The organism is Rodentibacter trehalosifermentans (assembly GCF_002000545.1).
In the GTDB taxonomy this organism is placed as follows: Bacteria; Pseudomonadota; Gammaproteobacteria; order Enterobacterales; family Pasteurellaceae; genus Rodentibacter; species Rodentibacter trehalosifermentans.
In genome coordinates this window covers 1-26642 of sequence record NZ_MLHL01000022.1, presented here as the reverse complement: position 1 = coordinate 26642, position 26642 = coordinate 1, and the positions used below count along the sequence as shown (strand labels likewise).

At 41.7% G+C, this 26642-nt stretch carries 38 protein-coding genes; 8 read left to right on the top strand and 30 right to left on the bottom strand.

Translation table 11 applies throughout. From position 1 onward, the window contains the following. Window position 1: 1 nt before the first annotated feature. The 3 genes from BKK52_RS05200 to BKK52_RS13835 all read right to left on the bottom strand — a co-directional run bounded on the left by BKK52_RS05200 (window position 2) and on the right by BKK52_RS13835 (window position 1547). Window positions 2–526: an alcohol dehydrogenase catalytic domain-containing protein gene (locus BKK52_RS05200; protein WP_244160219.1), complete on the bottom strand. Its 525-nt coding sequence runs from the start codon at window positions 524–526 to the stop codon at window positions 2–4. Between the two features lie 151 nt (window positions 527–677). Beyond that, window positions 678–1313 (bottom strand): DJ-1/PfpI family protein, encoded by a 636-nt coding sequence (locus tag BKK52_RS05195; protein WP_279626512.1) that lies wholly within the window; start codon window positions 1311–1313, stop codon window positions 678–680. Window positions 1314–1346: 33 nt separating this feature from the next. Then, entirely contained in the window at window positions 1347–1547 is a 201-nt protein-coding gene (locus BKK52_RS13835) for a type 1 glutamine amidotransferase family protein (protein ID WP_244160217.1), read from the bottom strand. 190 nt (window positions 1548–1737) lie between these two features. Here BKK52_RS13835 and BKK52_RS05190 point away from each other — a divergent pair, with 190 nt between their 5' ends. Beyond that, window positions 1738–2637 (top strand): AraC family transcriptional regulator, encoded by a 900-nt coding sequence (locus BKK52_RS05190; RefSeq protein WP_143531388.1) that lies wholly within the window; start codon window positions 1738–1740, stop codon window positions 2635–2637. 128 nt (window positions 2638–2765) lie between these two features. Here BKK52_RS05190 and rplQ read toward each other — a convergent pair whose 3' ends face one another. The 22 genes from rplQ to BKK52_RS05080 all read right to left on the bottom strand — a co-directional run bounded on the left by rplQ (window position 2766) and on the right by BKK52_RS05080 (window position 13966). Then, window positions 2766–3149, bottom strand: a complete 384-nt coding sequence (gene rplQ / locus BKK52_RS05185) for a 50S ribosomal protein L17 (protein WP_077421669.1) — start codon at window positions 3147–3149, stop codon at window positions 2766–2768. A gap of 42 nt (window positions 3150–3191) precedes the next feature. Further along, on the bottom strand, window positions 3192–4175 hold the full coding sequence (locus BKK52_RS05180) for a DNA-directed RNA polymerase subunit alpha (protein ID WP_077478128.1): 984 nt from the start codon (window positions 4173–4175) through the stop codon (window positions 3192–3194). 31 nt (window positions 4176–4206) lie between these two features. After that, window positions 4207–4827 carry a 30S ribosomal protein S4 gene (rpsD, locus tag BKK52_RS05175; protein WP_077474464.1) on the bottom strand — a complete coding sequence of 207 codons (621 nt, stop codon included), beginning with the start codon at window positions 4825–4827 and terminating at the stop codon, window positions 4207–4209. Between the two features lie 34 nt (window positions 4828–4861). Beyond that, window positions 4862–5251 (bottom strand): 30S ribosomal protein S11, encoded by a 390-nt coding sequence (rpsK, locus tag BKK52_RS05170; protein ID WP_077415376.1) that lies wholly within the window; start codon window positions 5249–5251, stop codon window positions 4862–4864. A 12-nt stretch (window positions 5252–5263) separates the two neighbouring features. Then, window positions 5264–5620, bottom strand: coding sequence for a 30S ribosomal protein S13 (gene rpsM, locus BKK52_RS05165; protein ID WP_005625867.1), 357 nt, complete (start codon window positions 5618–5620; stop codon window positions 5264–5266). A gap of 139 nt (window positions 5621–5759) precedes the next feature. Continuing rightward, window positions 5760–5873 (bottom strand): 50S ribosomal protein L36, encoded by a 114-nt coding sequence (rpmJ, locus tag BKK52_RS05160; protein ID WP_005625868.1) that lies wholly within the window; start codon window positions 5871–5873, stop codon window positions 5760–5762. Window positions 5874–5901: 28 nt separating this feature from the next. Further along, window positions 5902–7227 carry a preprotein translocase subunit SecY gene (secY, locus tag BKK52_RS05155; protein ID WP_077421666.1) on the bottom strand — a complete coding sequence of 442 codons (1326 nt, stop codon included), beginning with the start codon at window positions 7225–7227 and terminating at the stop codon, window positions 5902–5904. A gap of 7 nt (window positions 7228–7234) precedes the next feature. Continuing rightward, window positions 7235–7669, bottom strand: a complete 435-nt coding sequence (gene rplO / locus BKK52_RS05150) for a 50S ribosomal protein L15 (protein WP_077421665.1) — start codon at window positions 7667–7669, stop codon at window positions 7235–7237. 3 nt (window positions 7670–7672) lie between these two features. Beyond that, window positions 7673–7852, bottom strand: coding sequence for a 50S ribosomal protein L30 (rpmD, locus tag BKK52_RS05145; protein WP_077421664.1), 180 nt, complete (start codon window positions 7850–7852; stop codon window positions 7673–7675). 6 nt (window positions 7853–7858) lie between these two features. After that, on the bottom strand, window positions 7859–8359 hold the full coding sequence (gene rpsE, locus BKK52_RS05140; protein ID WP_077421663.1) for a 30S ribosomal protein S5: 501 nt from the start codon (window positions 8357–8359) through the stop codon (window positions 7859–7861). Window positions 8360–8373: 14 nt separating this feature from the next. Further along, a complete protein-coding gene (gene rplR, locus BKK52_RS05135; RefSeq protein WP_077421662.1) occupies window positions 8374–8727 on the bottom strand; it encodes a 50S ribosomal protein L18 in 354 nt (117 codons plus the stop codon). A gap of 13 nt (window positions 8728–8740) precedes the next feature. Then, the gene (rplF, locus tag BKK52_RS05130) at window positions 8741–9274 is read right to left on the bottom strand and encodes a 50S ribosomal protein L6 (protein WP_077421661.1); all 534 of its coding nucleotides are present in this window, start codon (window positions 9272–9274) and stop codon (window positions 8741–8743) included. Window positions 9275–9289: 15 nt separating this feature from the next. Then, a complete protein-coding gene (rpsH, locus tag BKK52_RS05125; RefSeq protein ID WP_005759599.1) occupies window positions 9290–9682 on the bottom strand; it encodes a 30S ribosomal protein S8 in 393 nt (130 codons plus the stop codon). A 36-nt stretch (window positions 9683–9718) separates the two neighbouring features. After that, window positions 9719–10024, bottom strand: a complete 306-nt coding sequence (gene rpsN, locus BKK52_RS05120; protein ID WP_077474463.1) for a 30S ribosomal protein S14 — start codon at window positions 10022–10024, stop codon at window positions 9719–9721. A gap of 11 nt (window positions 10025–10035) precedes the next feature. Beyond that, complete coding sequence (gene rplE, locus BKK52_RS05115; protein WP_018356926.1) at window positions 10036–10575, bottom strand: 50S ribosomal protein L5; 540 nt, start codon at window positions 10573–10575, stop codon at window positions 10036–10038. 17 nt (window positions 10576–10592) lie between these two features. Next, on the bottom strand, window positions 10593–10904 hold the full coding sequence (gene rplX / locus BKK52_RS05110) for a 50S ribosomal protein L24 (protein WP_077478126.1): 312 nt from the start codon (window positions 10902–10904) through the stop codon (window positions 10593–10595). A gap of 14 nt (window positions 10905–10918) precedes the next feature. Beyond that, complete coding sequence (gene rplN / locus BKK52_RS05105) at window positions 10919–11290, bottom strand: 50S ribosomal protein L14 (protein ID WP_077415353.1); 372 nt, start codon at window positions 11288–11290, stop codon at window positions 10919–10921. Between the two features lie 154 nt (window positions 11291–11444). Further along, entirely contained in the window at window positions 11445–11732 is a 288-nt protein-coding gene (locus BKK52_RS05100) for a DsrH/TusB family sulfur relay protein (RefSeq protein WP_077478124.1), read from the bottom strand. Window positions 11733–11745: 13 nt separating this feature from the next. Continuing rightward, window positions 11746–12105: a sulfurtransferase complex subunit TusC gene (gene tusC / locus BKK52_RS05095; RefSeq protein ID WP_077478122.1), complete on the bottom strand. Its 360-nt coding sequence runs from the start codon at window positions 12103–12105 to the stop codon at window positions 11746–11748. Continuing rightward, window positions 12102–12482 (bottom strand): sulfurtransferase complex subunit TusD, encoded by a 381-nt coding sequence (gene tusD, locus BKK52_RS05090; RefSeq protein WP_077478120.1) that lies wholly within the window; start codon window positions 12480–12482, stop codon window positions 12102–12104. Before tusD ends, tusC begins: the two co-directional genes overlap by 4 nt. Next, window positions 12482–13144: a helix-turn-helix transcriptional regulator gene (locus BKK52_RS05085; protein WP_077478119.1), complete on the bottom strand. Its 663-nt coding sequence runs from the start codon at window positions 13142–13144 to the stop codon at window positions 12482–12484. Before BKK52_RS05085 ends, tusD begins: the two co-directional genes overlap by 1 nt. Window positions 13145–13243: 99 nt before the next feature. Then, window positions 13244–13966 (bottom strand): FKBP-type peptidyl-prolyl cis-trans isomerase, encoded by a 723-nt coding sequence (locus tag BKK52_RS05080; RefSeq protein WP_077478117.1) that lies wholly within the window; start codon window positions 13964–13966, stop codon window positions 13244–13246. 91 nt (window positions 13967–14057) lie between these two features. Here BKK52_RS05080 and BKK52_RS05075 point away from each other — a divergent pair, with 91 nt between their 5' ends. Next, entirely contained in the window at window positions 14058–14279 is a 222-nt protein-coding gene (locus BKK52_RS05075) for a SlyX family protein (RefSeq protein WP_077421656.1), read from the top strand. Window positions 14280–14321: 42 nt separating this feature from the next. Here BKK52_RS05075 and BKK52_RS05070 read toward each other — a convergent pair whose 3' ends face one another. From BKK52_RS05070 to BKK52_RS05060, 3 genes are all read right to left on the bottom strand, one after another. Next, window positions 14322–14798: a hypothetical protein gene (locus tag BKK52_RS05070; protein ID WP_077415339.1), complete on the bottom strand. Its 477-nt coding sequence runs from the start codon at window positions 14796–14798 to the stop codon at window positions 14322–14324. A gap of 119 nt (window positions 14799–14917) precedes the next feature. Next, window positions 14918–16327, bottom strand: coding sequence for a multicopper oxidase domain-containing protein (locus tag BKK52_RS05065; protein ID WP_077478115.1), 1410 nt, complete (start codon window positions 16325–16327; stop codon window positions 14918–14920). Further along, a complete protein-coding gene (locus tag BKK52_RS05060; RefSeq protein WP_077478114.1) occupies window positions 16320–17066 on the bottom strand; it encodes a 1-acylglycerol-3-phosphate O-acyltransferase in 747 nt (248 codons plus the stop codon). The genes BKK52_RS05065 and BKK52_RS05060 overlap by 8 nt, the downstream gene beginning before the upstream one ends. An 86-nt stretch (window positions 17067–17152) precedes the next feature. Between BKK52_RS05060 and lpxH the strand changes: the two genes are divergently transcribed. Both lpxH and BKK52_RS05050 read left to right on the top strand, forming a co-directional pair. Continuing rightward, window positions 17153–17863, top strand: coding sequence for a UDP-2,3-diacylglucosamine diphosphatase (lpxH, locus tag BKK52_RS05055; RefSeq protein WP_077478112.1), 711 nt, complete (start codon window positions 17153–17155; stop codon window positions 17861–17863). Window positions 17864–18004: 141 nt separating this feature from the next. Further along, window positions 18005–18550, top strand: coding sequence for a carboxymuconolactone decarboxylase family protein (locus BKK52_RS05050; RefSeq protein ID WP_077421652.1), 546 nt, complete (start codon window positions 18005–18007; stop codon window positions 18548–18550). Between the two features lie 275 nt (window positions 18551–18825). On the opposite strand, the gene BKK52_RS05040 is transcribed toward BKK52_RS05050, so the two are convergent. Beyond that, window positions 18826–19731: a LysR family transcriptional regulator gene (locus BKK52_RS05040; protein ID WP_158076037.1), complete on the bottom strand. Its 906-nt coding sequence runs from the start codon at window positions 19729–19731 to the stop codon at window positions 18826–18828. A 164-nt stretch (window positions 19732–19895) separates the two neighbouring features. Between BKK52_RS05040 and BKK52_RS05035 the strand changes: the two genes are divergently transcribed. Further along, entirely contained in the window at window positions 19896–20858 is a 963-nt protein-coding gene (locus BKK52_RS05035) for an alpha/beta hydrolase family protein (RefSeq protein WP_143531387.1), read from the top strand. 99 nt (window positions 20859–20957) lie between these two features. Further along, window positions 20958–21515, top strand: coding sequence for an NAD(P)H-dependent oxidoreductase (locus BKK52_RS05030; protein WP_077478108.1), 558 nt, complete (start codon window positions 20958–20960; stop codon window positions 21513–21515). 119 nt (window positions 21516–21634) lie between these two features. Here BKK52_RS05030 and BKK52_RS05025 read toward each other — a convergent pair whose 3' ends face one another. Continuing rightward, complete coding sequence (locus tag BKK52_RS05025) at window positions 21635–22174, bottom strand: DUF924 family protein (protein ID WP_077478106.1); 540 nt, start codon at window positions 22172–22174, stop codon at window positions 21635–21637. A 157-nt stretch (window positions 22175–22331) separates the two neighbouring features. On the opposite strand from BKK52_RS05025, the gene purL reads away from it, so the two are divergent. Continuing rightward, window positions 22332–26225, top strand: coding sequence for a phosphoribosylformylglycinamidine synthase (gene purL, locus BKK52_RS05020; protein WP_077478104.1), 3894 nt, complete (start codon window positions 22332–22334; stop codon window positions 26223–26225). 70 nt (window positions 26226–26295) lie between these two features. Beyond that, window positions 26296–26637 carry a DUF4328 domain-containing protein gene (locus tag BKK52_RS14225; RefSeq protein ID WP_077478102.1) on the top strand — a complete coding sequence of 114 codons (342 nt, stop codon included), beginning with the start codon at window positions 26296–26298 and terminating at the stop codon, window positions 26635–26637. Window positions 26638–26642: the final 5 nt, after the last annotated feature.

Sequence of the window (26642 nt, the reverse complement as noted above, 5' to 3'; positions counted from 1 at the left end):
TCTACGTCAGCCCCAAAGTTTTAATGCCCAAACTTTTAGCAATTGTCAAAGCGCTGATTCCAATACCACTACTTCCGCCATGAACCAATAGACTTTCTTCCACCTTCATTTGGTTGTACATAAAAAGATTTACCCACACAGTGAAAAAAGTTTCAGGCAACATTGCCGCCTCTTGCAGCGTATAACCTGACGGAATCGGTAAAGTTTGACCGGCTTTCACTACGCAATATTCCGCATAAGCCCCCCCATCCGTTAATGCACAAACGGGATCACCTATCTTAAAGTTTTTAACGGTAGCCCCCACTTTGACTACCTCGCCCGATAATTCTAACCCCATTATCGGCGTGACACCTTTTGGCATCGGGTACAGTCCTTGGCGTTGCAGAATATCCGGACGATTCACACCGGCAAAGGCAACCTTGATAAGCAATTCATCCGATTTAGGCTCAGGAATGGCCGCATTTTCAATAAACAAAACGCTTGGGCTACCTACGGTTTTCATATTAATTCGTTGCATTTTAGTCATAAAACTCAATCACTTATGATAAGAAAAAAGAAAGTGCGGTTATTTTAAGGTGAGTTTTCCAGCATACCGCGCAATATTTACTTTAGCTTTAAAATAATTCTTGCGAAAAACAAAAATGCCGCTGAGAGCAACGGCATTTGAAAAAATCAATTTATTTTAATCCGACGGATTTTAACAATTCTTCTGCGGCTAAAATACCCAGTTTGTTACCGGCAAGCGGGCTGTCCCCCGTAAGTAAATTACGATCTTTGTGAACTTGACCGCTAATACCTTGGTTCATCACTTTCATCCCTAGTTGTTCTAATCGAGCAGCCAGCAACCAAGGCAATTTCCCCGGCATATAACCGATATCAATATTCGCCCCTTCATCCAACGCGTCCGGGAAAACACAAAGCTCATAGCCTTTGAACGGGAAGTCGCTTTCGGCTTTATCAATTGCCGCTGCCGCTAATGCTGCCGGCCCGTGGCAAAGGGTGATAATGAATTTATTATTTGCCATCGCCCAATCTAAAACCCGTTTCACTTCACGGCTTTCAGGAATTTTGTTGAACGCACCGTGCCCACCCGGAATTAACACCGCAACGTACGGAGAGTGTTCCGCCGTCACCTCATCAATAATATCCGCTAATTTTGCCGGTTTCTCTAATTTTGGCAAATATTCATTATAGATTTCCGCTACTGCTTTATCTTCTGCAGGCATTGCCCACATTTCAAATTTAGCATGGTTACCTGAAAGCGTTGCGACATCAATTTCAAATCCCGCCTTATGAATATGAAGCATCGGCAACAAAGTTTCTACCGGATGATTTCCCGTGGAAAATCATTTACCGTTTTGCATTTGCAAATAACGCTCATCAGTAGCAATCATTAACACTTTTTTATCACCCGTGTAAGCCGTTTCAAACTTCACACCATCAAAATCCGTTTTCGGGCTTGTGTATTGTGATAATGAATATTCTGAGGGAAAGTAAGCGTTATGTTCTGCGAAATCACGCACAGGCTGTTTGCTTAATTCAGTCATGATTAAAACTCCTAATTGTCAGTATCATTACAAATGAATAAATCGGGCGCATTATAATAGAAAGTATGCGCATTCACTTGCCTAAAATGACATTTTCATTGCCTTTTTTGATAGATTTTGCCGACATACAAAACTTATATTGGAAATTCTGCTAAAATTTTTTATCTCTGATTTTTCAAAAATTGCCAAAATGACAACAATAAAAATCTCTGAAGATTTGACCTCACTTTACCGGCAACTCATTGACAAAATTTTGCCCTATATCCCTAAAGAGGGACGGGTTTATACGGCTGTTGAAGGGCTAAGTTTTTATCGTCATGATAATCCAAATTATTCTTTGCCTTGTGTACAACCTCTTGGCATTGTGGTTGCCTTACAAGGACGAAAAGAAATCACCCTTAGCAATCAGTATATTAGTTATGAAACCGGGCAGGTTTTATTCATTGGTGCAAATCTATCCGGACTATCCTATGTACCGGAATGTTCCGCAGATAAACCTTTTCTAGGAATTGCATTAGAATTTGATTTCAATCAGCTATCCCGTCTCGCTTGTGAACTGGAATTAGTGAATAACAAAATGCCAAAAACATCCCCAAACCGTATTTTTAGTCTCTTTGATGCAAATAAAAAATTGCTTGAAAACTTGCTGAGACTTGTCGATACATTACAAGAAATGGAGCTGATTCAACCTCTTGCAACTCTGATCAAACAGGAAATTGCTTTAAGAATTTTCCATACCCACCCGAAATTAATGGCATTATTAAAAGATGGAACAACAAGTCATAAAATTATCGAAATGATGACGTGGATAAAGCAAAATCCCCAAGCAAAAAATACGCTCGCCAACCTTGCAAAACGGGCAATGATGAGTAAATCCTCATTTCGCCAACATTTCCGCACGATTGCAGGTATTAGCCCGATACAATATCAAAAACAAATCCGTTTACAGCAAGCCAGAATGCTCATTTTGCAAGAAAAATGTTCTGTGACCGAAGCTGCAAATTTAGTCGGTTATGAAAGCATTTCACAGTTTTCACGAGAATATAAGCGATTTTTTGGTGTAACTGCAAAAGAAGACAAATTGGAATGACAGCTTGGGGAAAAAGAGCGGTCAAAATTAAAAAAATTTCTAAGGCTCAATAATTTGATGGATTTCAATAGCTATAAAATAACAATAAAAAAGCCCGCAGACTGCGAGCTTTTTTATTCTTTTAAGTATTATTCCGCTGAGGTTTCTGCAACTTCCGGACGGTCAACTAATTCAATGTAAGCCATTGGTGCGTTATCACCGGCACGGAAACCACATTTTAAAATGCGGGTATAACCGCCCGGACGTTTAGCAAAACGTGGGGCTAATTCATTGAATAATTTCGCAACAGTTTCAATGTTACGGGTACGAGCGAATGCTAAACGACGGTTTGCAACGCTATCTTCTTTTGCTAATGTAATTAACGGCTCAACTACACGACGTAATTCTTTAGCTTTAGGCAAAGTAGTCTTAATAATTTCATGACTAATTAAAGCACTTGCTAAGTTACGAAACATCGCTTGGCGATGACTGCTATTACGGTTTAGTTGACGACCACTCTTACGATGGCGCATGATATTATCCTTCTCAGAAAAATCTTAACCTATGACCACAAATTAATCTTCAGCAATACTTGCCGGTGGCCAATTTTCAAGGCGCATACCAAGTGACAAGCCACGTGAAGCCAATACATCCTTAATTTCAGTAAGCGATTTCTTACCAAGATTAGGTGTTTTTAATAATTCAACTTCTGTACGTTGTACTAAGTCACCGATATAGTGAATTGTTTCTGCTTTCAAACAATTAGCAGAACGAACTGTCAACTCTAAATCATCAACAGGACGTAATAAAATCGGATCAAATTCCGGTTTTTCTTCCTTAACTTCAGGTTGACGAATATCACGTAAATCAACGAATGCATCAAGTTGCTCTGCTAAGATCGTTGCAGCACGACGAATTGCTTCTTCAGGATCTAATGTACCGTTTGTTTCCAACTCAATGACTAATTTATCTAAGTCTGTACGTTGTTCTACACGGGCGGCTTCCACATTATAAGAAATGCGATCAACCGGACTATAACAAGCATCAACAAGTAAACGACCAATTGGACGCTCATCCGTTTGAGCTCTCGCTGAAGCCGGCACATACCCTCTACCACGTTGGACACGAATCCGCATACTAATTGATGCGTTTTCATCCGTCAAATGGCAAATAACATGGTCCGGATTTACAATTTCAACATCACCATCATGGGTAATATCTGCTGCAACAACAGGGCCAATTCCAGATTTATTTAGTGTCAGAATAACATCATCTTTATTCTGTACTTTAACCCCTAGACCTTTAAGGTTTAAAAGCACCTCAAGAATATCCTCTTGAACGCCTTCCTTACTGCTATATTCATGTAGTACACCGTCAATCTCTACCTCTGTGACAGCACAACCTGGCATTGAAGACAGAAGGATACGACGTAATGCATTTCCTAGCGTATGACCAAAACCTCGTTCTAATGGTTCAAGGACCACTTTAGCATGTGTTGTGCTAATTTGCTCAATATCAACTAAGTGTGGTTTCAAAAATTCTGTAACAGAACCCTGCATTTTATCCTCTCTTTGCTTTTAAGCTTAACTATTATTTAGAGTAAAGCTCAACGATCAGATGTTCGTTAATATCTGCTGATAAATCGGAACGCTCAGGAATACGTTTAAATACCCCTTCCATTTTAGCAACATCAACTTCCAACCAAGTTGGTTTTTCTCTTTGTTCTGCCAATTCTAATGATGCTTTAATACGAGCTTGTTTTTTAGATTTTTCACGAACAGCAACAACATCATTAACTGAAACTTGGAAAGATGGAATATTCACAACACGACCATTTACAACAATCGCCTTATGGCTCACTAATTGACGAGCCTCAGCGCGCGTTGCAGCAAATCCCATGCGATAAACAACGTTATCCAATCTACCTTCCAGTAACACTAATAAGTTTTCACCGGTGTTACCTTTTAAACGGTTTGCTTCTTTGTAGTAGTTACGGAATTGACGTTCTAAGATGCCATAAATACGGCGAACTTTTTGCTTTTCACGCAACTGACTACCATAGTCAGACAAACGCGGTTTACGAGCACCATGTTGACCCGGTGCCGTATCAATTTTACATTTTGAATCAATCGCACGCACGCCTGATTTGAGGAATAAATCAGTGCCTTCACGACGGCTGAGCTTGAGTTTAGGACCCAAATATCTTGCCATTTTCTTTCTCCAATTATCCTGCTACGCCATTTTATTAAACACGACGTTTTTTCGGTGGACGACAACCGTTATGAGGAATCGGAGTCACATCAGTAATGTTCGTGATACGGAAACCCGCAGCATTTAATGCACGGATTGTTGATTCACGACCTGGACCCGGACCTTTAACCATAACTTCCAAGTTCTTTAAGCCGAATTCTTTAACGATTTCAGCACAACGTTCTGCTGCAACTTGAGCAGCAAACGGAGTAGATTTACGAGAACCACGGAAACCTGAGCCGCCAGCAGTTGCCCATGCTAAAGCGTTGCCTTGACGGTCAGTAATAGTAACGATTGTATTATTGAAAGATGCGTGAATATGCGCTACGCCATCTACAACTTGTTTTTTTACACGTTTACGTGTACGAACTGGTGTTTTAGCCATTATCTACCCCGACTACTTTTTGATCGGCTTACGAGGACCCTTACGGGTGCGCGCATTCGTTTTAGTACGTTGACCACGTACCGGTAAACTACGACGATGACGTAAACCACGGTAACAACCTAAGTCTAGAAGACGTTTGATGTTTAGTGTTACTTCACGACGTAAATCACCTTCAACGGTAAATTTACCAACTTCGTCACGCAGTTTGTCAATCTGCTCTTCAGACAATTCTCTGATCTTAACATCTTCAGCAATACCCGCAGCGGCACAAATAGCTTTTGAACGGGTTTTACCGATACCGTAAATTGCAGTTAAAGCGATTACAGCGTGTTTATGATCAGGAATGTTAATGCCTGCAATACGGGCCACTATGCACTCCTATTTCTAAAATTAATTGGTATTCTGATCATGAAAAGCCCGTTTTCAGGATACTCAAACAGAATACCAAGGATGTAAATGAGCTGAGCAGTATAACTGCTCAACCGGTTCTTTGCAAGAAAATTATCTATTAACCCTGACGTTGTTTATGTTTAGGATCGCTACACAATACGCGTACAACTCCTTCACGTTTAACAATTTTACAGTTACGACACATTTTCTTTACGGAAGCACGAACTTTCATTGCTTATCCTTTTATGTTAATTGGACAATTATTGCCCGAAACCTTTAAGGTTTGCTTTTTTCAACGCAGATTCATATTGAGACGACATTAAGTGACTCTGAACTTGCACGATGAAATCCATAATTACAACGACAACGATTAATAATGATGTTCCACCAAAGTAGAACTTAACATCCCAAGCCGATGTCATAACATAGGGAACTAAACACACAAATGTTACATAAAGACCGCCAATTAGTGTTAAACGCGTCATGACTTTGTCAATGTAACGAGATGTCTGTTCACCTGGTCTAATTCCTGGAATAAATGCACCAGATTTCTTTAAATTATCTGCTGTATCACGCGGATTATATTGCATCCCCGTATAGAAGAAGCTGAAGAAAATAATTGCAATTGCATAAACGAGCAAATATAAAGGCTGACCTGGGTTTAACAGCATCGATAAATTATTCAACCATTCAAATTTATCATTTTGACCAAACCATTGTGTCAATGTAGCCGGAAATAAAATGATACTTGATGCAAAAATTGCCGGCATGACATTTGCCATATTAACTTTCAATGGGAGGTGTGTTGAATGACCACCTAAAATCTGACGCCCTTGTTGACGTTTAGCATATTCAATGCGAATTCTACGCTGTCCTCTTTCTACGAAAACAACAAAATAAGTTACCGCGAAAACAATTGCTGCAATTAGTAAAAGCACTAACGGGTGCATTTGTCCTTGACGAGCCTGCTCAATTGTTTGCAGAATAGCTGAAGGTAAACCGGCTACGATACCACCAAAAACCAAAATCGAAATCCCATTACCAATTCCTCTTTCTGTAATTTGCTCACCTAACCACATTAAAAATACGGTTCCGGTAACTAAACTCACTACAGAAGTAAAATAGAAACCAAATCCTATATTAGGAACTAATCCGGGTAACATATTTGGTAGACCTGTAGAAATTGCTACAGCTTGAATTGTTGCAAAAACCACCGTTGCATAACGTGTATACTTGGTAATTTTTCTCTGACCTGCTGCACCTTCTTTCTTTAATTCGGCTAAAGCCGGAGATACTGTTGCTAACAATTGAATCACGATAGAAGCCGAAATATACGGCATAATACCTAACGCGAGAATAGAAGCTCGGCTCAAAGCACCACCAGAGAACATATTAAACATATCAATGATGGTACCTTTTTGTTGTTCAACTAATTGAGCGAGCACGGCTGCATCAATACCAGGAACCGGAATAAATGAACCAATACGGTAAACGATAAGTGCACCTAAAACAAAAAGTAAGCGACTTCTTAACTCACTTTTACCACTACTAGTACTTCTGGTTTGATAACCTGGTTGTTTAGCCATTTGCTAATTATTCCTCAATTGAACCGCCAGCAGCTTCAATTGCTGCTTTTGCTCCTTTAGTCACTCGCAAACCGCGAACTGTCACTGCCGATTTTACTTCACCTGCTAAAATAACTTTAGCAAATTGAATATCTTTAGTTAAAACATTTGCAGCCTTTAACGTTTCTAAAGTTACAACATTACCCTCTACTTTGGTTAATTCATTCAAACGAACTTCTGCAGTCACCGCAGCTTTCATTGAAGTAAAACCAAATTTTGGTAAACGACGGTATAGTGGCATTTGACCACCTTCAAAACCGCGACGAACCCCGCCACCGGTACGGGATTTTTGCCCCTTGTGACCGCGTCCGCCTGTTTTGCCTAAACCTGAACCGATACCACGACCAAGGCGTTTAGCGCTGTGCTTTGCACCTTCAGCCGGAGATAGAGTATTTAAACGCATCCCTTAGTCCTCCACTTTAACCATGTATGAAACTTGGTTAATCATACCACGCACTGCAGGTGTATCAATTAACTCAACAGTATGGTGCATATGGCGAAGACCGAGACCACGCAAGGTAGCTTTATGCTTTGGCAAACGTGCAATTGAGCTACGAACTTGTGTTACTTTAATAGTTTTAGCCATTATTCATTACCCCAAAATCTCATCAACGGTTTTACCACGTTTCGCAGCAACCATTTCCGGTGATTTCATATTTGCTAATGCATCAATTGTTGCACGAACAACATTGATTGGGTTGGTTGAGCCATACGCTTTAGAAAGCACATTGCGAACACCCGCAACTTCTAGCACTGCACGCATTGCACCACCCGCAATGATACCGGTACCTTCACTAGCCGGTTGCATAAACACCCGTGAACCAGTATGAACACCTTTAACAGGATGTTGTAAAGTACCTTCATTTAAAGTGACATTAACCATATTGCGACGTGCTTTTTCCATCGCTTTTTGGATCGCTGCCGGAACTTCGCGTGCTTTACCATAACCAAAACCAACACGACCGTTACCATCGCCTACTACAGTTAATGCAGTAAAGCTCATAATACGACCACCCTTTACAGTTTTTGATACACGGTTTACTGCGATTAGCTTCTCTTGCAGTTCACCAGCTTGTTTTTCGATGTTTGACATCTCAATTTACCTCATTAGAACTGTAGACCAGCTTCACGAGCAGCATCCGCTAAAGTTTGGACACGACCATGATATTTAAAACCGGAACGATCAAAAGCAACAGCTTGAACGCCTTTTGCTAATGCACGCTCTGCAACAGCTTTGCCAACTACAGCAGCAGCATCTTTGTTACCGGTATATTTTACTTGCTCACGAATTGCTTTCTCAACAGTTGAAGCAGCGGCAAGCACTTCTGAACCGTTTGGTGCAATGACTTGTGCGTAGATATGACGCGGAGTGCGGTGGATAACCAAACGGGTTACACCTTGCTCTCTCATCATATGACGTGCACGAGCTGCACGACGGATACGAGCTGATTTCTTATCCATAGTGTTACCTTAATTATTTCTTCTTAGCCTCTTTGATACGCACTACCTCATCAGAGTAACGTACCCCTTTACCTTTATAAGGTTCAGGACGGCGATAAGCACGAATATCTGCTGCAACTTGACCAATTAACTGCTTGTCTGCCCCTTTCAACACGATTTCTGTTTGAGAAGGACATTCAGCAGTAATACCTGCTGGCAAAGTGTGCTCTACCGGGTGAGAGTAACCTAAGCTTAATGCAACAACATTACCTTTAAGTTGTACTCTATAACCAACACCCACCAATACTAATTTCTTCGTGAAGCCTTCAGTAACACCGATAACCATTGCATTAACCAATGCACGGGCTGTACCTGATTGAGCATTAGCCTCAACAAAACCTTCACGTGGAGAGAAAGTTAGTTGACCATTATCCTGTTTAACTTCAACCGAATTATGAATTGTGCGAGATAACTCGCCATTTTTACCTTTTACTGTTAATAGCTGACCGTCAAGTTTAACCTCGACACCGGCAGGAATATTAACAGGTGCTTTTGCAACACGAGACATTTTCCTACCTCTCTATTAAGCTACATAACAGATGATCTCACCGCCTAAACCAGCTTGACGAGCTGCACGGTCAGTCATAACACCTTTAGATGTAGAAACTACAGCAACACCTAAACCACCCATCACTTTTGGTAATTCGTCTTTACGTTTATAAATACGAAGACCAGGACGGCTTACACGTTGAATACTTTCTACAACCGGCTTACCTTGGAAATATTTTAATGTGATTTCCAACTCAGGTTTTGCACCTTCTAAAACTTTAACGCTTTCAATATAACCTTCAGCAGCTAATACATTGGCAATCGCCACTTTTAGCTTGGATGAAGGCATACTGATCGCAACTTTGTTCGCAGCCTGACCGTTACGAATACGAGTCAACATATCTGCGATTGGATCTTGCATACTCATTGTGCTTTTTCTCCGATTCCAAAATAAAGTGGTATATTACCAACTCGCCTTTTTAAGACCTGGGATTTCACCGCGCATTGCAGCTTCACGAACCTTAATACGGCTTAAACCAAACTTGCGAAGAACGCCATGAGGACGTCCAGTTTGGCGGCAACGGTTACGTTGACGAGACGGGCTAGAATCACGTGGTAAAGATTGTAACTTTAACACTGCATTCCAACGTTCTTCGTCAGAGGCATTGACATCAGAAATGATTTTCTTCAATTCTACACGCTTAGCATAGAATTTTTCAGCCAATTTAACGCGTTTTACATCGCGTGCTTTCATTGATTGTTTAGCCATAATAACCTGCCTTATTTACGGAATGGGAAATTAAAGGCAGCAAGCAGTGCTTGACCTTCTTCATCATTCTTAGCAGTGGTTGTGATAGTGATATCTAAACCACGCACACGATCGACTTTATCGTAGTCGATTTCAGGGAAGATGATTTGTTCACGCACACCCATACTGTAATTACCACGACCATCAAATGATTTCGCGCTTAAACCGCGGAAGTCACGGATACGTGGAACAGCAATTGTAATTAAACGTTCAAAGAACTCCCACATACGCTCACCGCGTAGTGTTACTTTACAACCGATTGGATATCCCTGACGGATTTTAAAGCCGGCAACAGATTTGCGAGCTTTAGTTACTAAAGGTTTTTGACCGCTAATTGCTGTTAAATCCGCTACTGCGTTGTCTAGCAATTTTTTATCGGTCAATGCTTCACCCACACCCATATTCAGGGTAATCTTTTCGATTCGTGGGACTTGCATGACAGATTTGTAGCCGAATTTATTTTTTAATTCGTTTACTACTTGATCTCTGTAGTAATCATGCAGTTTCGCCATCGCATTACTCCAGTTTGTTAGATAATTTCATTGTTAGATTTAAAGAAACGGACTTTTTTGCCCTCTTCAAATCTAAAACCTACACGGTCAGCTTTATTTGTTTTCGGGTTGAAAATCGCCACATTTGAAGCATCAATCGCTGCTTCTTTTTTCACCAAACCACCCGCTTTTCCTAACGCAGGAACCGGTTTTTCATGTTTAGTGATAATGTTGACACCTTCAACAAATACTTTACCGTTTGGTAACACTTTAGTTACCTTGCCACGCTTGCCTTTGTCTTTACCAGCAAGCACGATTACTTCATCGTTTTGACGAATTTTTGCAGCCATTTGTCACTTCTCCCTTACAGTACTTCTGGTGCCAAAGAAATGATCTTCATAAACTTCTCTGAACGAAGTTCACGAGTCACCGGTCCAAAAATACGAGTACCGATTGGTTGCTCTGTGTTATTGTTTAAAATCACACAGGCATTACCATCGAAGCGAATGACTGATCCGTCTGGGCGACGAACACCCTTCTTGGTGCGCACAACAACTGCTTTTAATACATCACCTTTTTTCACTTTACCGCGTGGAATAGCTTCTTTTACGGTAATTTTGATGATGTCACCAACAGCAGCATAACGACGGTGCGATCCACCTAGAACCTTGATACACATTACGCTGCGAGCGCCTGAGTTATCAGCAACATCCAGCATAGTCTGTTCTTGGATCATATTAGTGCTCCGTTAAGTTTAAAAAAACACCCTTTTCGGGACGAACCTACTTACACCATAATAAACGTGTAAGAGGTCGCGGAATATACCATAAAGCACCCATCTAATCAATAAGATTTTATGTCATGAAAGGAAAATAAGAGAGGCACACTTTTTATAGTGCAATTTGAGGAAAATATTGCTCGCTAATCTCTACTAACTCCATCAAAGAAATTAACCGAACTTGGCTCTCTTTTGGTAAAAGTGCGGTCAAATTTCTTGCCGAAATATCCGCTTCAAATGCAAAACATTGTCCTTTACAACACGCAAAATGCTGGGGATATTTAACCGCCAATAAAACCGCATCCTGCCAAAGCACAACTGCATCAGTTTCTGTCACACCAGAGAGCAAATTCACTAATTTATCAAAGCCATAATCGGCTTGTGAAAAACAATAAAGCATACCTTCCCTCTTTTTAAAAGCTGAGCACTTTCTCTGCTTGATGCAACCTCGCCATCAGCAAAGTGCGGTCAATTTTTTCTACGGATAAAATGAAATGCTTTTCATCTATTTTTAATTTTTCCAGGGAATGGTGACAAACAAAACGTTGTTCAATGCCGTATAAATCTAAGAGTTTAAATGTGCGGATAAAATCTTTTTGCAGTAAGCATTCCGGCTGTTGCCCTTCTAGTAAATTCAATAGCCCATCATCAATAAAAAAGACCCCTATATCCTCTTCATCACAAAAGGCGGTAGCCGCTAATAATGCCTCTAACCCTTCTCTGGCAACAGAAGAGCCATGGGGGGCGCTGTGGAATAAAAAGGCGATTTTCATAGTGTAATCAGTCTATCCGATTTTAATACTGCCGCCATAAACTCCCCTAAACCGGCAATCACAAAGCCCTCTGCGAGATTATGATTTTCTTTTTCCTTTGCCGTCATACTATCGACAACACCACGACGTTGCGAAGCTGCGACACATAAATGCAAGGGGATGCCATTGCGCTTAGAAAAAAGTTGCCAATATTGCTGTAGATGCGTCTCATCATTGGCAGGATAAACAAAGGCATTACCATTGCTCACCCCTTCTTGGAAAAAGAAGATTTGTGTAATGGTATGCCCTTTCTTAATTAAAGCTTCTGCAAATTGATAAGCAAGATAAGCCCCTTGTTTACCGTAAATCGGGCTTTTTACTGCAATCACATAATTCATTATTCTTGATCTTGTTTAATTTGGCGAATGTAAAGATAAACGGTATGACGGGAAATATTCAAACGGTCTGCCACTAAATTGATGGCATCCTTAATATCAAAAATACCTTTTTCATATAAGGAAAGCACAATTTGGCGGTTCTTATTGTTATTTGCCACCCCCCGATCCAAATTCACTTCTTCTACGGTTTTTTCGATGGTTTGAGAAACCAGTTCTTCAACAGAGCTGGCAAAATTGACCGATGAAGTCTCCTCCGCTTTCATTGCAGGCATAAAAGACTGAACAAACTGTGAAATAGGTACATCAAGATTAATATTAATACACAGCAGCCCGATCATTCGCTGATTTTTATTACGAATCGCGATAGTGACCGATTTCATCAATACATTCCCCTTTGCCCTTGTAAAATAGGGCTGAGAAACACTTTCACTTTGCATATTACGCAATGAACGCAATGCCCGATCCGTAATCGGTGAGCCCACTTGACGGTTGGTATTATGTCCGTTTGCAATGCAAATGGCAGAGTGTTCAATATCTTCTAAAGAATGCAAAACAATCTCACAATGCTCGCCGATGAGCGCACTAACCCCATCGACCACCGCTTTGTAAGAATTTAAAATCGTGCGATCTTCATCAGTGAAAACCTGTTTATTATATAACATAAGCGAGCCTAATCTACACTAAAAATGACCGCACTTTATGTGCCACAACGCCAATAATAAAGCACAAGCAAAGGCTTGTGCTTCCATCAAAATTATCCATTATTTTGCTTTTGGATTCACATCTAACACTTCAACATCAAAATACAGTGTCGCATTAGGTGGAATTGATGCGCCTGCACCTTGTTCACCATAAGCCAATTCCGGTGGAAGGACTAATTCAATTTTTCCGCCTTTTTTCACCAGTTGAAGTCCCTCTGTCCAGCCTTTCACTACCTGATCTAAACGAAATTCTGCCGGTTGGCCTCGACCAATAGAACTATCGAAGACTTCACCGTTTGGTAGCTTACCGGTGTAATGCACTTTCACCGTATCCGTTGGCTTAATCACTTCACCTTTTCCTGCTTCAACAATGCGATATAACAAACCGGATTTCGTGGTTTTCACGCCCTCTTTTTTGGCAAACTCGGCACGGTATTTATACCCTTCCTCTTGTGCCTTTTGTGAAATTTCTTTCATTTTTGCTTGTTCGCGTGCCATCACTTTTTGTTGAAACTGCTCTAATGTTTGGCTCAATTCACCCATTTTTTGTTCGGTAACTTTACCTTTCAATACATCTTCTACCGCTTTATTTACCTGCGCTTCATTGAATTTAATTTCGCCTTGCTCTGCCATTAATTTTGCCTGCGTCATCAAGTAAGCCGCTAAAGCATAAGAGACATCATCATTAAACTTTGCATCCACTTTTTCATCTGCAAAAACTTTGCCGGAAACCACCGCACTTACCATCAATGCCGCCAATGAAAATTTTTGAATTTTTAACATTGTGATTCATCCTTTATAATAGAAAAGTGCCGAATAGATTAAATCGGATTTAAACTATTCTCAACTTTTTTTTAAAATTTAGAGAAAAACTATGCAAATTCAACAAATGTTAGAAAATCGCCTTACCGAGCTTGAAATGAAAGTCGCATTTCAAGAACAATTGTTAGAGGAATTAAATCAAGCATTAGTTCAACAACAATTTGATATGGATAGAATGCAGCGACAATTGCGTTATATGGCGAATAAATTAAAAGATTTCCACCCCTCAAATATTGCCAGCCAAGCAGAAGAAACCCCTCCACCGCATTACTAAAAAAATGGATAATCATTGCTGATTATCCATTTTTGTCCGCGATTATTTCACCACGCTAAACGGCAAATCTTGATAAATCTTTCCCATAATTTGGATTTGAAATTTATATTTACCCAGAGGATCGGTTTCATCAAAGTGCCAACATCTGACTAATCGCTCCCCTTGCGCCGAGCTCTCCAATGTACTGCGAATCACATTCACTTTCCCATTTTGTGAGGTTGAAATTTGTGAGCCTTTTGCCATAACCTGTTGTTTTGCCGGTGCGTTTAAGGTTTCAATCGTGCTCACCGTTTCAGAAAACCGACCTTTTGCCACCCAACAAAGTCGAAGGTTGGATTGACTACGCGATAATACAGTTGTGTTGAGATCGGTAAAGGGTTCCGTTGAAGTATCAAACACAGAAAGATAAATTTCTGGTGATGCCGTGTTCTTTTGATGATGAGCTATTTTAGCTTCTGCGGCATTTACCGCCCCAAATAGCATTGTTGCAATCGAAACCAAAGCGAGTGTTTTCTTCATTTCTTTTCCTTTCAATTAATAAAAATAACCTAAACATTGTTCACAAACCCGTATACCTGCCTGTTCACCCGACAGGGAGGAAAGCCAAGGTTCAAAAAACGTTTTTTTGTGACCATACTTTATTGCACAATCATTATTCCAATGCATCCCATATCCGCAAGCATAAGATTTGAAGCGCCAAAAATAAACGGATAGGTATTGGAAGATGACTGATCAAAACGTACCAAAATTTGCGTTTTTCCTTTCACCCATACGGTATCCTTCCAAGCCAATTCGTGATCTTTCGGCACGCCATTAACATCACTTTCCACAATAAATTTCGCCCCTTGAAGGGTAAACCCGACAGGTAAAGAACTCGTCAGAATCCAACGTTCAACTGCGCCTTTTTTTGCGACCACATCTACACGGCGTGGATCAAAACGTTGTTGGTTAATTAAACCGTTTGTCACATCCAAAACAAATGTGCGCTCCCGCTCAACTTTTGCATTTAGCATAGATGTGGCATCCGTTTCAAAATGCACATCCATTTTTTGTGCAAAAGCGGAAAAATCCCCTTGGGGGCGTAATTCCAACACGGTATTTTCCATTAACCCGCCATCAGCGGAAAAAATCTGCTTCACTTTGTCAAAGATACCCCGTTTATGCCCGGAAATAAGCGAAACATTGCCCCCTTCACTTAAATTAACTAAGATTTCCGTCCGTTCACCAGGGGCTAAAATAAAGGATTTCACCACGTTCCCTTGTGGAAGAAAGCCTAAGTCTTTTGCAATCACCGTGATATCTTGATCGTTATCCAAACGTAATTCATAGGCTCGCGCCAAAGAGGCATTAAGTAAACGCAATCTCACCCACCCTCGAGGCACATCTAAGTAAGGTGCTTCCAAGCCATTAACCAATAGACGATTGCCCACAAAGTGCGGTTGATTTTGTTTGAATAATTGCAGCCCTTCACGATTAAATTCCATATCCTGTAAAATCAACGGAATATCATCCACCCCATATTTACGGGGCAGGACTGATTTAACACTTTGCTCATCTTCAATCAACCACATTCCCACCAAGCCACGATAGGTTTGATAAGCAGAATTAGCTAATGTCGCAGAACGATACCAACAAGTGGCAGCCGGTTGATCAATCGGCACAATCGGTGCCCAAGATTCCCCCTTTTTAAGCACTCGGGCTGCACCGCCAAACAACTCACCGGATGCCTGTAAACCTTGGATAGAAAGGGAAACGTGTTGAGGTAAATTATTATGGTAATTGAGTTTTGCAAAACTGCCCGATTTAATTTTGATTGTCGGTCCTAAATAATTCCCGTTAAAACCCCACACACTCACTTGATGTTCGCCGTCTAGCTTATATCCGGCTTCTTCCATCGTCAGAATTATCGGGCGACCACGGCGCACTTCAACCAATGGAGGCACGACCAATTTAGGTCGTGTTGCGGCAATTAAAGGCATTGGCACAGAAAAAAGTGCGGTGGAAATTGCACTTGTTTTTAGTAGCTGTCGGCGGGAAAGTTTAAGCATTTGAACTTTCCTTATTTTGATGAGATTGCATAATTTCCGCATCCAATTCGGCAATACGCTTTTCCATCAAATCGTGGCAATATGTGGCTAAATCACGCACGGTTTCTTTGGTATAACCGCTCGTATCAATCGGCGCCATCATTTCACAAATGACCTTACCATTATCCCAACGATTGAGATCGATTTTATTATGTGTGGTTGAACACACCACCGGAATAATCGGTACACCGGCGGCAACTGCGGCATAAAACGCACCAGTTTTAAAAGGCAACAAACCTCGTCCACGACTTCGCGTGCCTTCCGGAAACATCCAAATAGAAAGGTTATCCTTATTAATGCGTTCTGCGAGTTGGGTCATTGTGCTATGGGCTTTAGAACGATTTTCCCGATCCAAAAAAACATTCCCCGTCACCCAATACAAAATACCGAAAAAGGGTATCCAAATCAGGCTTTTCTTCCCCACACTCACCGTGCGAGGTAACACCATATAAGAAATCGTCACCATATCGTAGTTATTTTGGTGATTACCAATATAAATCGCCCGCCCAAAACTTGCTTTATTTTCAGGGAAACGATGTTCCACTTGTAAACCAAAAAGCGGATATAAACGCCCAAACCATCGCGCCATCACGCCCACATTACTGGGATTTTTAAAGCGGATAAAAGAATAGATCGTGCCAAGGACACAAATTAAAATACAACACACCACCACAACGAGAATTCGAGCCAGTTTTAACATATCAATACCTATGAGAAAATTTCGCAAAAGTATAGCAAATTAGAAGGAATTTTGTGCTAATCTAGACAAAAATTTACGGAAATTCTATGAAAAAGACCTATTTCATTTCAGATCTTCACCTCAGCGAAACACAACCGGAATTGACCGCACTTTTCCTCGACTTTATGCAAAATCTCGCCCCTACGGCAGAGGCGGTTTATATTCTCGGTGATTTATTTGATTTTTGGATTGGTGATGACGAACAATCCTCCCTAATCACTCAAGTGAAAAATGCGATTAAACAGATCACCGCACAAGGCGTTGCTTGTTATTTCATCCATGGCAACCGTGATTTCCTGATTGGAAAACGCTTTGCAAAAGAAACCGGAATGACCTTGCTGCCTGATTATCACATAATTAATCTTTACGGTGTGCCCACCCTGCTTTGCCACGGCGACACCCTGTGTATTGATGATGTGAAATACCAACAATTTCGACAAAAAGTCCATCAAAAATGGCGACAATGGCTCTTTCTCCATTTACCCCTAAAAGTGCGGTTAAAAATTGCAGAGAAAATTCGGGCAAAAAGCCGAAAAGATAAAGCACACAAAGCCGATGAAATGATGGATGTCAATCTTCCGTTCACTTTAACCAAAATGCAGCAATGCAATGTTCCCCTCTTAATTCACGGGCATACCCACCGTGAAGCGATTCATCACTATGAGGATAAACAACGCATCGTACTGGGCGATTGGCGAACCGATTATGCGTCAATTCTCGTGGCAGAAGAAAATGGGGAGATGGGTTTCCTAAAATAGCCTCATTCCGTGTGGAAAGATTCAAATAATCTTTTCACACTTATAACTTTTTCATCTATCAAATAGCCTTTATTTCTTTCCAAAACCCAAACGACTCACGTAGTATCAATCTGCAAATGATTTTTACGATAGGAGTTTTTTATGTCTCAATTTACCATCCACACCATTGAAACCGCCCCTGATGCCGCCAAAGAAGCCTTAACTGCGGTAAAAAATGTCAATGGATTTATTCCCAATTTAATCGGCGTGTTAGCCAACGCCCCCACCGCCTTAGAAACCTACCGCACCGTAGGCGGCATTAACGGTAGAAATAGCCTTACCGCCACAGAACGCGAGGTGGTACAAATTACCGCTGCTGTGGTAAACGGTTGTGGTTTCTGCGTGGCAGGGCATACGAAAATTGCCTTGAAAGTATTAAAGTTAGAAGAAGAGCTGGTGAATCAAATTCGTGCTACCGCACGCATTGAAAGCGATGAAAAACTGGACACCCTCGCCCGTTTTACCCTTGCTGTCATATTGCAAAAAGCGAAGCTTACCCAAGCACAACTCCAAGCCTTTTTTGATGCGGGCTATACACAAGAAAATGCCATTGATGTCATCCTTGGAGTGAGCCTCGCCACATTATGTAACTATGTTAATAATATTGCAGAAACCCCAATCAATCCTGAATTACAACCTTTCGCCTAATTTCCTTCCCCGATGGCAAAGTCTTCTCTTTGCCATTTTTTATGGCGAAATCAAAGTACAAATGGATTTTTCCCATACCTTCTTTTCCACCATTGCGTGTAATCAGGCGATCTATATGGGAACTTGGTTTTATTTTGGGGCGAATCCTATCTCTATGCCTATCGCCATTTATTAAAAGAAGGCTATCAAATTTAAACAAAAGTGCGGTCAAAAAGAACAACGTTTTTTGTAGCCGCACTTTCAATGCCTATTTCACAAAGATAAACACAATATCGCTATTTCTTTTCTCTTAAAAGCGCTTCAATACTTTCCACCAACCAATCAAATACGATTTTTACACGAGGATGAGTGACATTTCTGTATGGGCGATAAACATAAGCTGTCCATTGTTTGCGGGCAAATTCGGGGAAAAGCTCCACCAATTCACCACTTTTTAGATAGGGGGCACAGAGAAAACGTGGCAAAAAGGCGATGGTTTGAGCTTGTCGGACAGCCGTAAGCTCATCAGCAATACAGGTAGCGGTAAACTTCGGACGAGGAGGGATAAACTGCGTTTTGTGGGACAAATACCACGTATAAGCCCGCCCGGTATTAGGATTGAATAAGGCACTCAGCGGATAATTTTTAAGATCTTGCCAATTTTCAGGGGTGCCACAGCGTTCTAAAAGCGTTGGAGATGCCACAATACAATCTTCGACTAAACCAACTTGACGAATAATAAGCCGATTGTCATCGGGCATACCAAAACGAAAACCCACATCAATTTGTTCATTCACCACATCTTCTACCGTCAATCTTGCTTGCCAATGTAGCCGCAAATCAGGATAAGCGGCGGCTTTTGTCAACACCTTTTCCAGCACCGCTTGCATTAACGGGATTTCAGGCACGGCAATTCGGACTATCCCTGCAATTTCCTGTGTGTTTAATGATTTTCGATAACTAAAAAGCCGTTCGGTATCAACGATAAGCTGCTGTGCTTGTGGTAAAAATTCTTCACCAAAATCAGTCAGTTTGACTTGCCTTGTACTGCGTTGAAACAAGACTTCGCCTAATGTTTTTTCCAGTGTACCAATTGCTCTTGATACCACTTGAGGGGAAAGTGCCAGACGGTTTGCCGTTTCACGAAAATGTAAGGTTTCCGCCACACTACAAAAAATCCGTAATAGTTCTAGTTTGTTCATCATTTTGCCTGTTTTTGGCTTTCTTTTTTAAGGGATATTATATGATTAAGCCTAAAACAGGAATAATAAAATCCATAATAAGGAATTATATTGCACATAATTTCCGATATAATTTTATCATCCAAAAGACAAGAATTGTTTGAAAAACCAAGAGGAAAAGTATTATGAGAATGTCCCCTGAACGTTTGGCAAAAGTCTTTGAACAAGAAAAAAACATTTCACCTGAAGATTATGAAAAAGTGAAAGGATTGGCGGCTATCGTCCGTCCACTTCGTAGCTCCATTTTCAAAACCCCTGATGAATATGGTATGGCCTATGAAGAATTAGTGATCCCTTCTGATGATGGCATCCCCCTAGAGGCTTGGTATATTCCTGCTAAAGAAAAATCCGACAAACTCATCATTTTTAACCACGCACTACCAATGTGTCGTTCCGGTTTCCCCGGTCACTTTGGTCTGCCATGGGCAGGGTTTGATGCCGTAGAAATTGATTTTGTGATTCAATACAAACATTTAACCGATGCCGGCTATAACGTCTTAACTTACGATATTCGCAATCACGGCAATAGTGGTGCGGCAAATGGCGGTATCAGTGGTATTGGTAACTGGGAATGGCGAGATTGTGTCGGTGTGAAAAAATGGGTCGATGCCCATCCTGAACTGGGTAAAATGACCGTTGGGTTATACAGCCAATGTATGGGCGGTAACTCACAATATCGCGCGATTAAAGAACGTCCGGACTTGTTTGCTAACGTAAAATGTATGGTAAGTCCAATGGTGGTTTCCATGGCGGCAATTTATGATGCCTTTTCCGAATTACAGGGCGTGCAACAATATCAAGAATTGATTGATTTGGAACTGCTTCGTATGGGGGGATTCACCGCAGCAGAAATGACGCCACACCTGACTGCCCCTTTTGTGCATATGCCGACACTCATTGTTCAAGTCAAAGATGATGCTTGGACACGCAATCCGGAAGATGGACAAAAAACCTTTGATTTATTGGCATCGAAAGAAAAAGAAATCTTTTGGATTGAGGGCACAACCCGTCGCTTTAAAGACGGTTACAACTGGTTTGGGCGTGAGCCAAAAGTCGTATTGGATTTCTTCGCCAAATATATGAAATAAAGTACGGTCATTTTTAGCCGACTTTTTATAAACAATTTAGCCTATGTCGATAACACCACATAGGCTATTTCTTTAAATTAAGAAGCAGAGGAAAAAATCATGAAAAAAATCACCCTTATCTGCGGGCATCCCAACTTATCCATTTCAGTGGGCAATAAACTGATTTTAGCAGAGCTCCAAGCCCACTTTGGTGAAAAAATCAATATTCGCCAATTAGATAGCCTTTATCCAAACGCTCATTTTGATGTGGCTGCAGAACAAGCCTCACTGGTAGAAGCGGATATTATCGTATGGCAATTTCCGATGTATTGGTATAACGTGCCGGCATTGCTAAAAAAATGGATTGATGATGTCCTATTACACAACTTCGCTTACGGCAGTAAAGGGGATAAATTACAGGGGAAAAAATTGATTTTATCCTTCACCACCGGTGGGGGAGCCGATGAATACGATGGCAATCATGCCCATAAAATCAACGCTTTCTATCCTGCTTTCATGGACACTGCAAAACTCTGTGGGATGGATTGGCAAGAACCAGTTTATTCACATAGTGTGCTTTATATTGAAGGGGTCAGTCGTGTAGAAGATTTACCCAAGGTACAAGCCATTGCAAAAGAGCACGCCAAGCGATTAATTGCACGTTTAGAAAGCCTTTGATTATCCAAGGGCTCTATGTGTTCAAATCACTTCACTAAGGTTATGATATAAAAATCTCCATTGAGCTCGCTCAATGGAGAATATTGTCTTTAAATGCGTAATAGGTTGGGTTTTATGATTTAAAAACGCGATCCCGGTTGGGTTAAAAATTCAATTTCTTCTGCGCTACTTTCCCGCCCTAACACCGCATTTCGGTGAGGATAACGGCCAAAACGGTCAATAATCACCTTATGTTTTAATTCAAAATCCACGCTTTCTTTTGGGCCAAACTGTTCAAATAAAGGCACGGCTTGCTCGTGAATGACTTTACTTTCACTATGCATTAACGGCATCAGCATAAAATGACGCTCACGCACAGTCATCTCTTTGAATTCAGGCTGTTTTATCGCCTCTTGTGCCAGTGCGATGGCCATATTATCTTGGGCAAATGCCAAAGGGCTATCACGATATAAATTGCGTGAAAACTGGTCTAACACAATAATTTCCGCTAATCGTCCGCGCACCGTTTCACGCCAATGGCTTAGTTCCGATTGTGCTGCTTGTTGCCATAAATCATAAAATTGCTCACGAATTTGACGGTCAAATTCCTCACTTTTGGCAAACCAAAAGGGCTTTGTTTCCTCACTAAACCAAAAATCAAGTACCGCTTGGTAAGACATTACTTTCTTCTCCTCATCATAAAAAACGGGCATATTTTACACAAAAATCCCCCAATAAAGAATGAGGCAAAACAATACGCAAACGTTTTCGTTTTCATTTCTTTTCCTTTATAATAGCGCGCAATTTTCATTTCTATTCAGACTCAAGGGAATCCTTATGTTTCAAATTTTTCGCAGCTCACCTGCCCTTTCCGAATTCCGTATTCATGGCCTGATGCAAAAATTTCAACAAAACGAACTGCCGGTACAATCTGTCTATGCCGAGTATATTCATTTTGTGGCACTCAACGCCGCCCTTTCCAAGGAACAGGAAAACAAGCTAAAAGCCTTGCTCCATTATGGCCCTACCTTGGCAGAACACGAAGCAAAAGGTGAGACTTTTATTGTTATCCCACGTCTCGGTACTATTTCTTCTTGGTCGTCTAAAGCAACAGATATCGCCCACAATTGCGGTTTAAACGAAGTGGCGCGTATTGAACGGGGAATTGCCTATTATTTTGAATTTCACCAACCTTTAAATGAAAAAACACAGTCAAAATTAACCGCACTTCTGCACGACCGTATGATGGAAACTGTGGTGCGAGATGCTAAAGATGCCGAAGCTTTATTCCGCCAGCAACCCCCGAAACCTTTCACCACCGTGGATATTTTAGGTGGCGGCCGAAAAGCCTTGGAAACCGCCAATATCGAGTTGGGACTTGCCTTGGCGGAAGATGAAATCGATTATTTGGTGGAAAATTTCACCGCATTGGGGCGTAACCCGAACGATATCGAGCTTTATATGTTCGCCCAAGCCAACTCCGAACATTGCCGCCACAAAATCTTTAATGCCGATTGGGTGATTGATGGGAAAGAACAAGAAAAATCCTTGTTTAAAATGATCAAAAATACCTTTAAGAAAACCCCGGATTTTGTGCTTTCCGCTTATAAAGATAACGCCGCTGTGATGGAAGGCTCTAAAGTGGGGCGTTTTTTTGCCGACCAAGACGGGCAATATCGCTACCACAATGAAGACACCCATATTTTAATGAAAGTGGAAACCCATAATCACCCAACAGCAATCTCCCCTTTCCCCGGTGCGGCAACAGGTTCCGGTGGGGAAATTCGTGATGAAGGGGCAACCGGTCGTGGCGCAAAACCCAAAGCCGGTTTAACAGGTTTTTCTGTATCAAACTTGGTGATCCCAAATTTCGAGCAACCTTGGGAAAATCCGCTTTCCAAACCTCACCGTATTGCTTCTGCGCTCGATATTATGATTGAAGGTCCATTAGGCGGTGCGGCATTTAATAATGAATTTGGCCGCCCGGCATTGCTTGGCTATTTCCGTACTTATGAAGAAAAAGTAAACAGCTTCAATGGTGAAGAAGTGCGGGGTTATCACAAACCTATTATGCTGGCTGGGGGTATCGGTAATATTCGTGCCGAACATGTGCAAAAAGGCGAAATTCCTGTGGGGGCGAAGCTTATCGTATTAGGCGGCCCGGCGATGAATATCGGTTTAGGAGGCGGGGCGGCTTCTTCAATGGACAGCGGTAAATCAAAGGAAGATTTAGACTTTGCTTCCGTTCAACGGGAAAACCCGGAAATGGAACGTCGCTGCCAAGAAGTGATCGACCGTTGCTGGCAACTGGGTGAGGATAACCCCATTTTATTTATTCACGATGTGGGTGCAGGCGGCTTATCCAATGCTATGCCGGAATTAGTGCATGATGGCGAGCGTGGCGGAAAATTCGATTTACGTTCCATTCTGTGTGATGAAAAAGGAATGTCCCCCCTTGAAATTTGGTGTAACGAATCACAAGAACGCTATGTGTTAGCTGTTGCGCCGGAAAAATTGGATTTATTTACTGCACTTTGTGAGCGTGAACGTGCGCCTTTTGCGGTAATTGGCGAGGCTACAGAAGAAAAACATTTAACCTTACACGACAGCCATTTCAACAATAATCCAATTGATTTGCCAATGAACGTGCTGCTCGGTAAAACACCAAAAATGACCCGCAATGTGCAATCAAGTGCGGTCGAAAATTCCCCTGTTTCGCAAGACAATATTGTGCTGAAAGAAGCCCTCCACCGTGTATTACGTTTACCGGTGGTGGCAGAAAAAACCTTCTTAATTACCATTGGCGACCGCTCGGTCACCGGTATGGTGGCACGGGATCAAATGGTTGGTCCATGGCAAATTCCGGTTTCCGATGTGGCGGTGACTACGGCAAGCCTTGATAGCTATCACGGTGAAGCCATGGCAATGGGCGAACGTGCCCCTGTGGCATTACTTGATTTTGCCGCTTCTGCCCGTTTGGCGGTGGCAGAATCTATCACCAATATCGCCGCCACCAACATTGGTGAGATAAAACGCATTAAACTTTCCGCCAACTGGATGTCGGCGGCCGGCCACGGGGGGGAAGATGCGGGGCTTTATGAAGCGGTGAAAGCCGTGGGCGAAGAACTTTGTCCGGCGCTAGGCCTCACCATTCCGGTGGGGAAAGATTCTATGTCGATGAAAACCAGCTGGGAAGAAAATGGCGAGAAGAAAACCGTCACCGCCCCACTTTCTTTAGTGATTAGTGCCTTTGCCCGAGTGGAAGATGTGCGTAAGACCGTCACGCCACAATTGCGTACCGATAAAGGCGCCTCCCGCCTCTTATTGATCGATTTAGGGGAAGGGAAAAATCGCCTTGGTGCAACCGCTCTTGCTCAGGTTTATAAACAACTGGGTGATAAACCGGCAGATGTGGAAAATGCCAATACCTTGAAACAGTTCTTTGATGCCATGCAAACCTTGGTCGCCGCGCGTAAATTATTGGCTTACCATGACCGCTCTGACGGGGGCTTAATCGTTACCCTCGCAGAAATGGCCTTTGCCGGTAACTGCGGTATTGAAGTGGATATTTCCGCCTTAGGTGATAATGATCTTGCGGTGTTATTTAACGAAGAGCTCGGTGCTGTCATTCAGGTGGCGGAAAGCGAATTAGCCGCTGTGCGTGACATTTTAAATGCCCACAATTTATTACCATTGACACACGAACTCGGGGCGGTCACCACAGACGATCGTATTGAAATCGCACGAGGCAATAAAAAATTACTCTGTGAGAAACGTTCCGAATTGCGTGGTATTTGGGCAGAATTGACCCATCAAATGCAACGCTTGCGTGACAACCCTGCCTGTGCCGATGAAGAGTTTGAAGCGAAAAAAGATCCGCAAAATAAAGGATTATCAGCATACCTAAGCTATGATCCCAACGAGGATATTGCCGCTCCTTATATTGCCAAAGGGGTAAAACCGAAAGTTGCCGTACTTCGTGAACAGGGTGTCAACAGCCATGTAGAAATGGCGGCAGCCTTCGACCGTGCCGGTTTTGCCGCTATTGATGTTCACATGAGTGATTTAATGGCAGGGCGTTACAATTTAAACGATTTCAATGCTATGGTGGCTTGTGGGGGGTTCTCTTACGGCGATGTCCTTGGTGCCGGTGGCGGCTGGGCGAAATCGATTTTATTCAATCCACAATTACGGGATCAATTCAGCCAATTCTTTGCCAATGAGAATACCCTTTCTTTAGGAGTATGTAACGGTTGTCAGTTTATCTCTAACCTAGCGGAAATCATTCCGGGTGCAGAAAACTGGCCACGTTTTGTACGGAATAAATCCGAGCGTTTTGAAGCCCGTGTGGGTTTAGTGAAAATTAACGACACCCACTCTTTATGGTTCCAAGGTATGGCAGGTTCCCATATGCCAATTGCCGTCTCCCACGGTGAAGGGCGTGTGGAATTCAAAACACCGGAAAATTTAACCGCACTTCAAGCACAAAATTTAATCGTTGCACAATATATTGATAACAACTTGAAAGTGACGGAAACCTATCCGGCAAATCCAAATGGCTCGGCGTTAGGGATCACCGCTATTTCCAATGTGGACGGTCGAATTGCCGCCATGATGCCACATCCTGAACGGGTATTCCGAGCTGTGAGCAACTCGTGGTATCCGGAAGATTGGAGTGAAGATGGGGCGTGGATGCGGTTATTTAGAAATGCGAGAGTGGTATTAAAATAACCTAAAAATGAGGGGCTAATCTAGTAATTAGCCCCAATACACCTTTCTCCCAATAACATTTTTAAAATTTATGACAGTTATAAAAAACAATACATCTATCTTAATAAATCTATTGAATGTCTATTTAGTATTTTTAGTCATTGGTGTGTTAAATGATATCTTCACATTGAAACTCTTAAACAATTTTAAAGAGGGCATTTTTCCAGACTATGTGGACAATTTCGATAACTACACGGCTATTTTTAGCATTGTCTTTTTTATTCTCGTTATAGCGGTCTTGATTGTTGCCGGAGTGTGGCTTTATCGCTCACATAAACGCTTAAGGGGTTGGGGAGTAAAGGATTTAAAATTCAGTGATGGAAGCTGTGTATGGTGGTATTTCATCCCATTTATGAATTTATTTAGGGGCTGACGTAG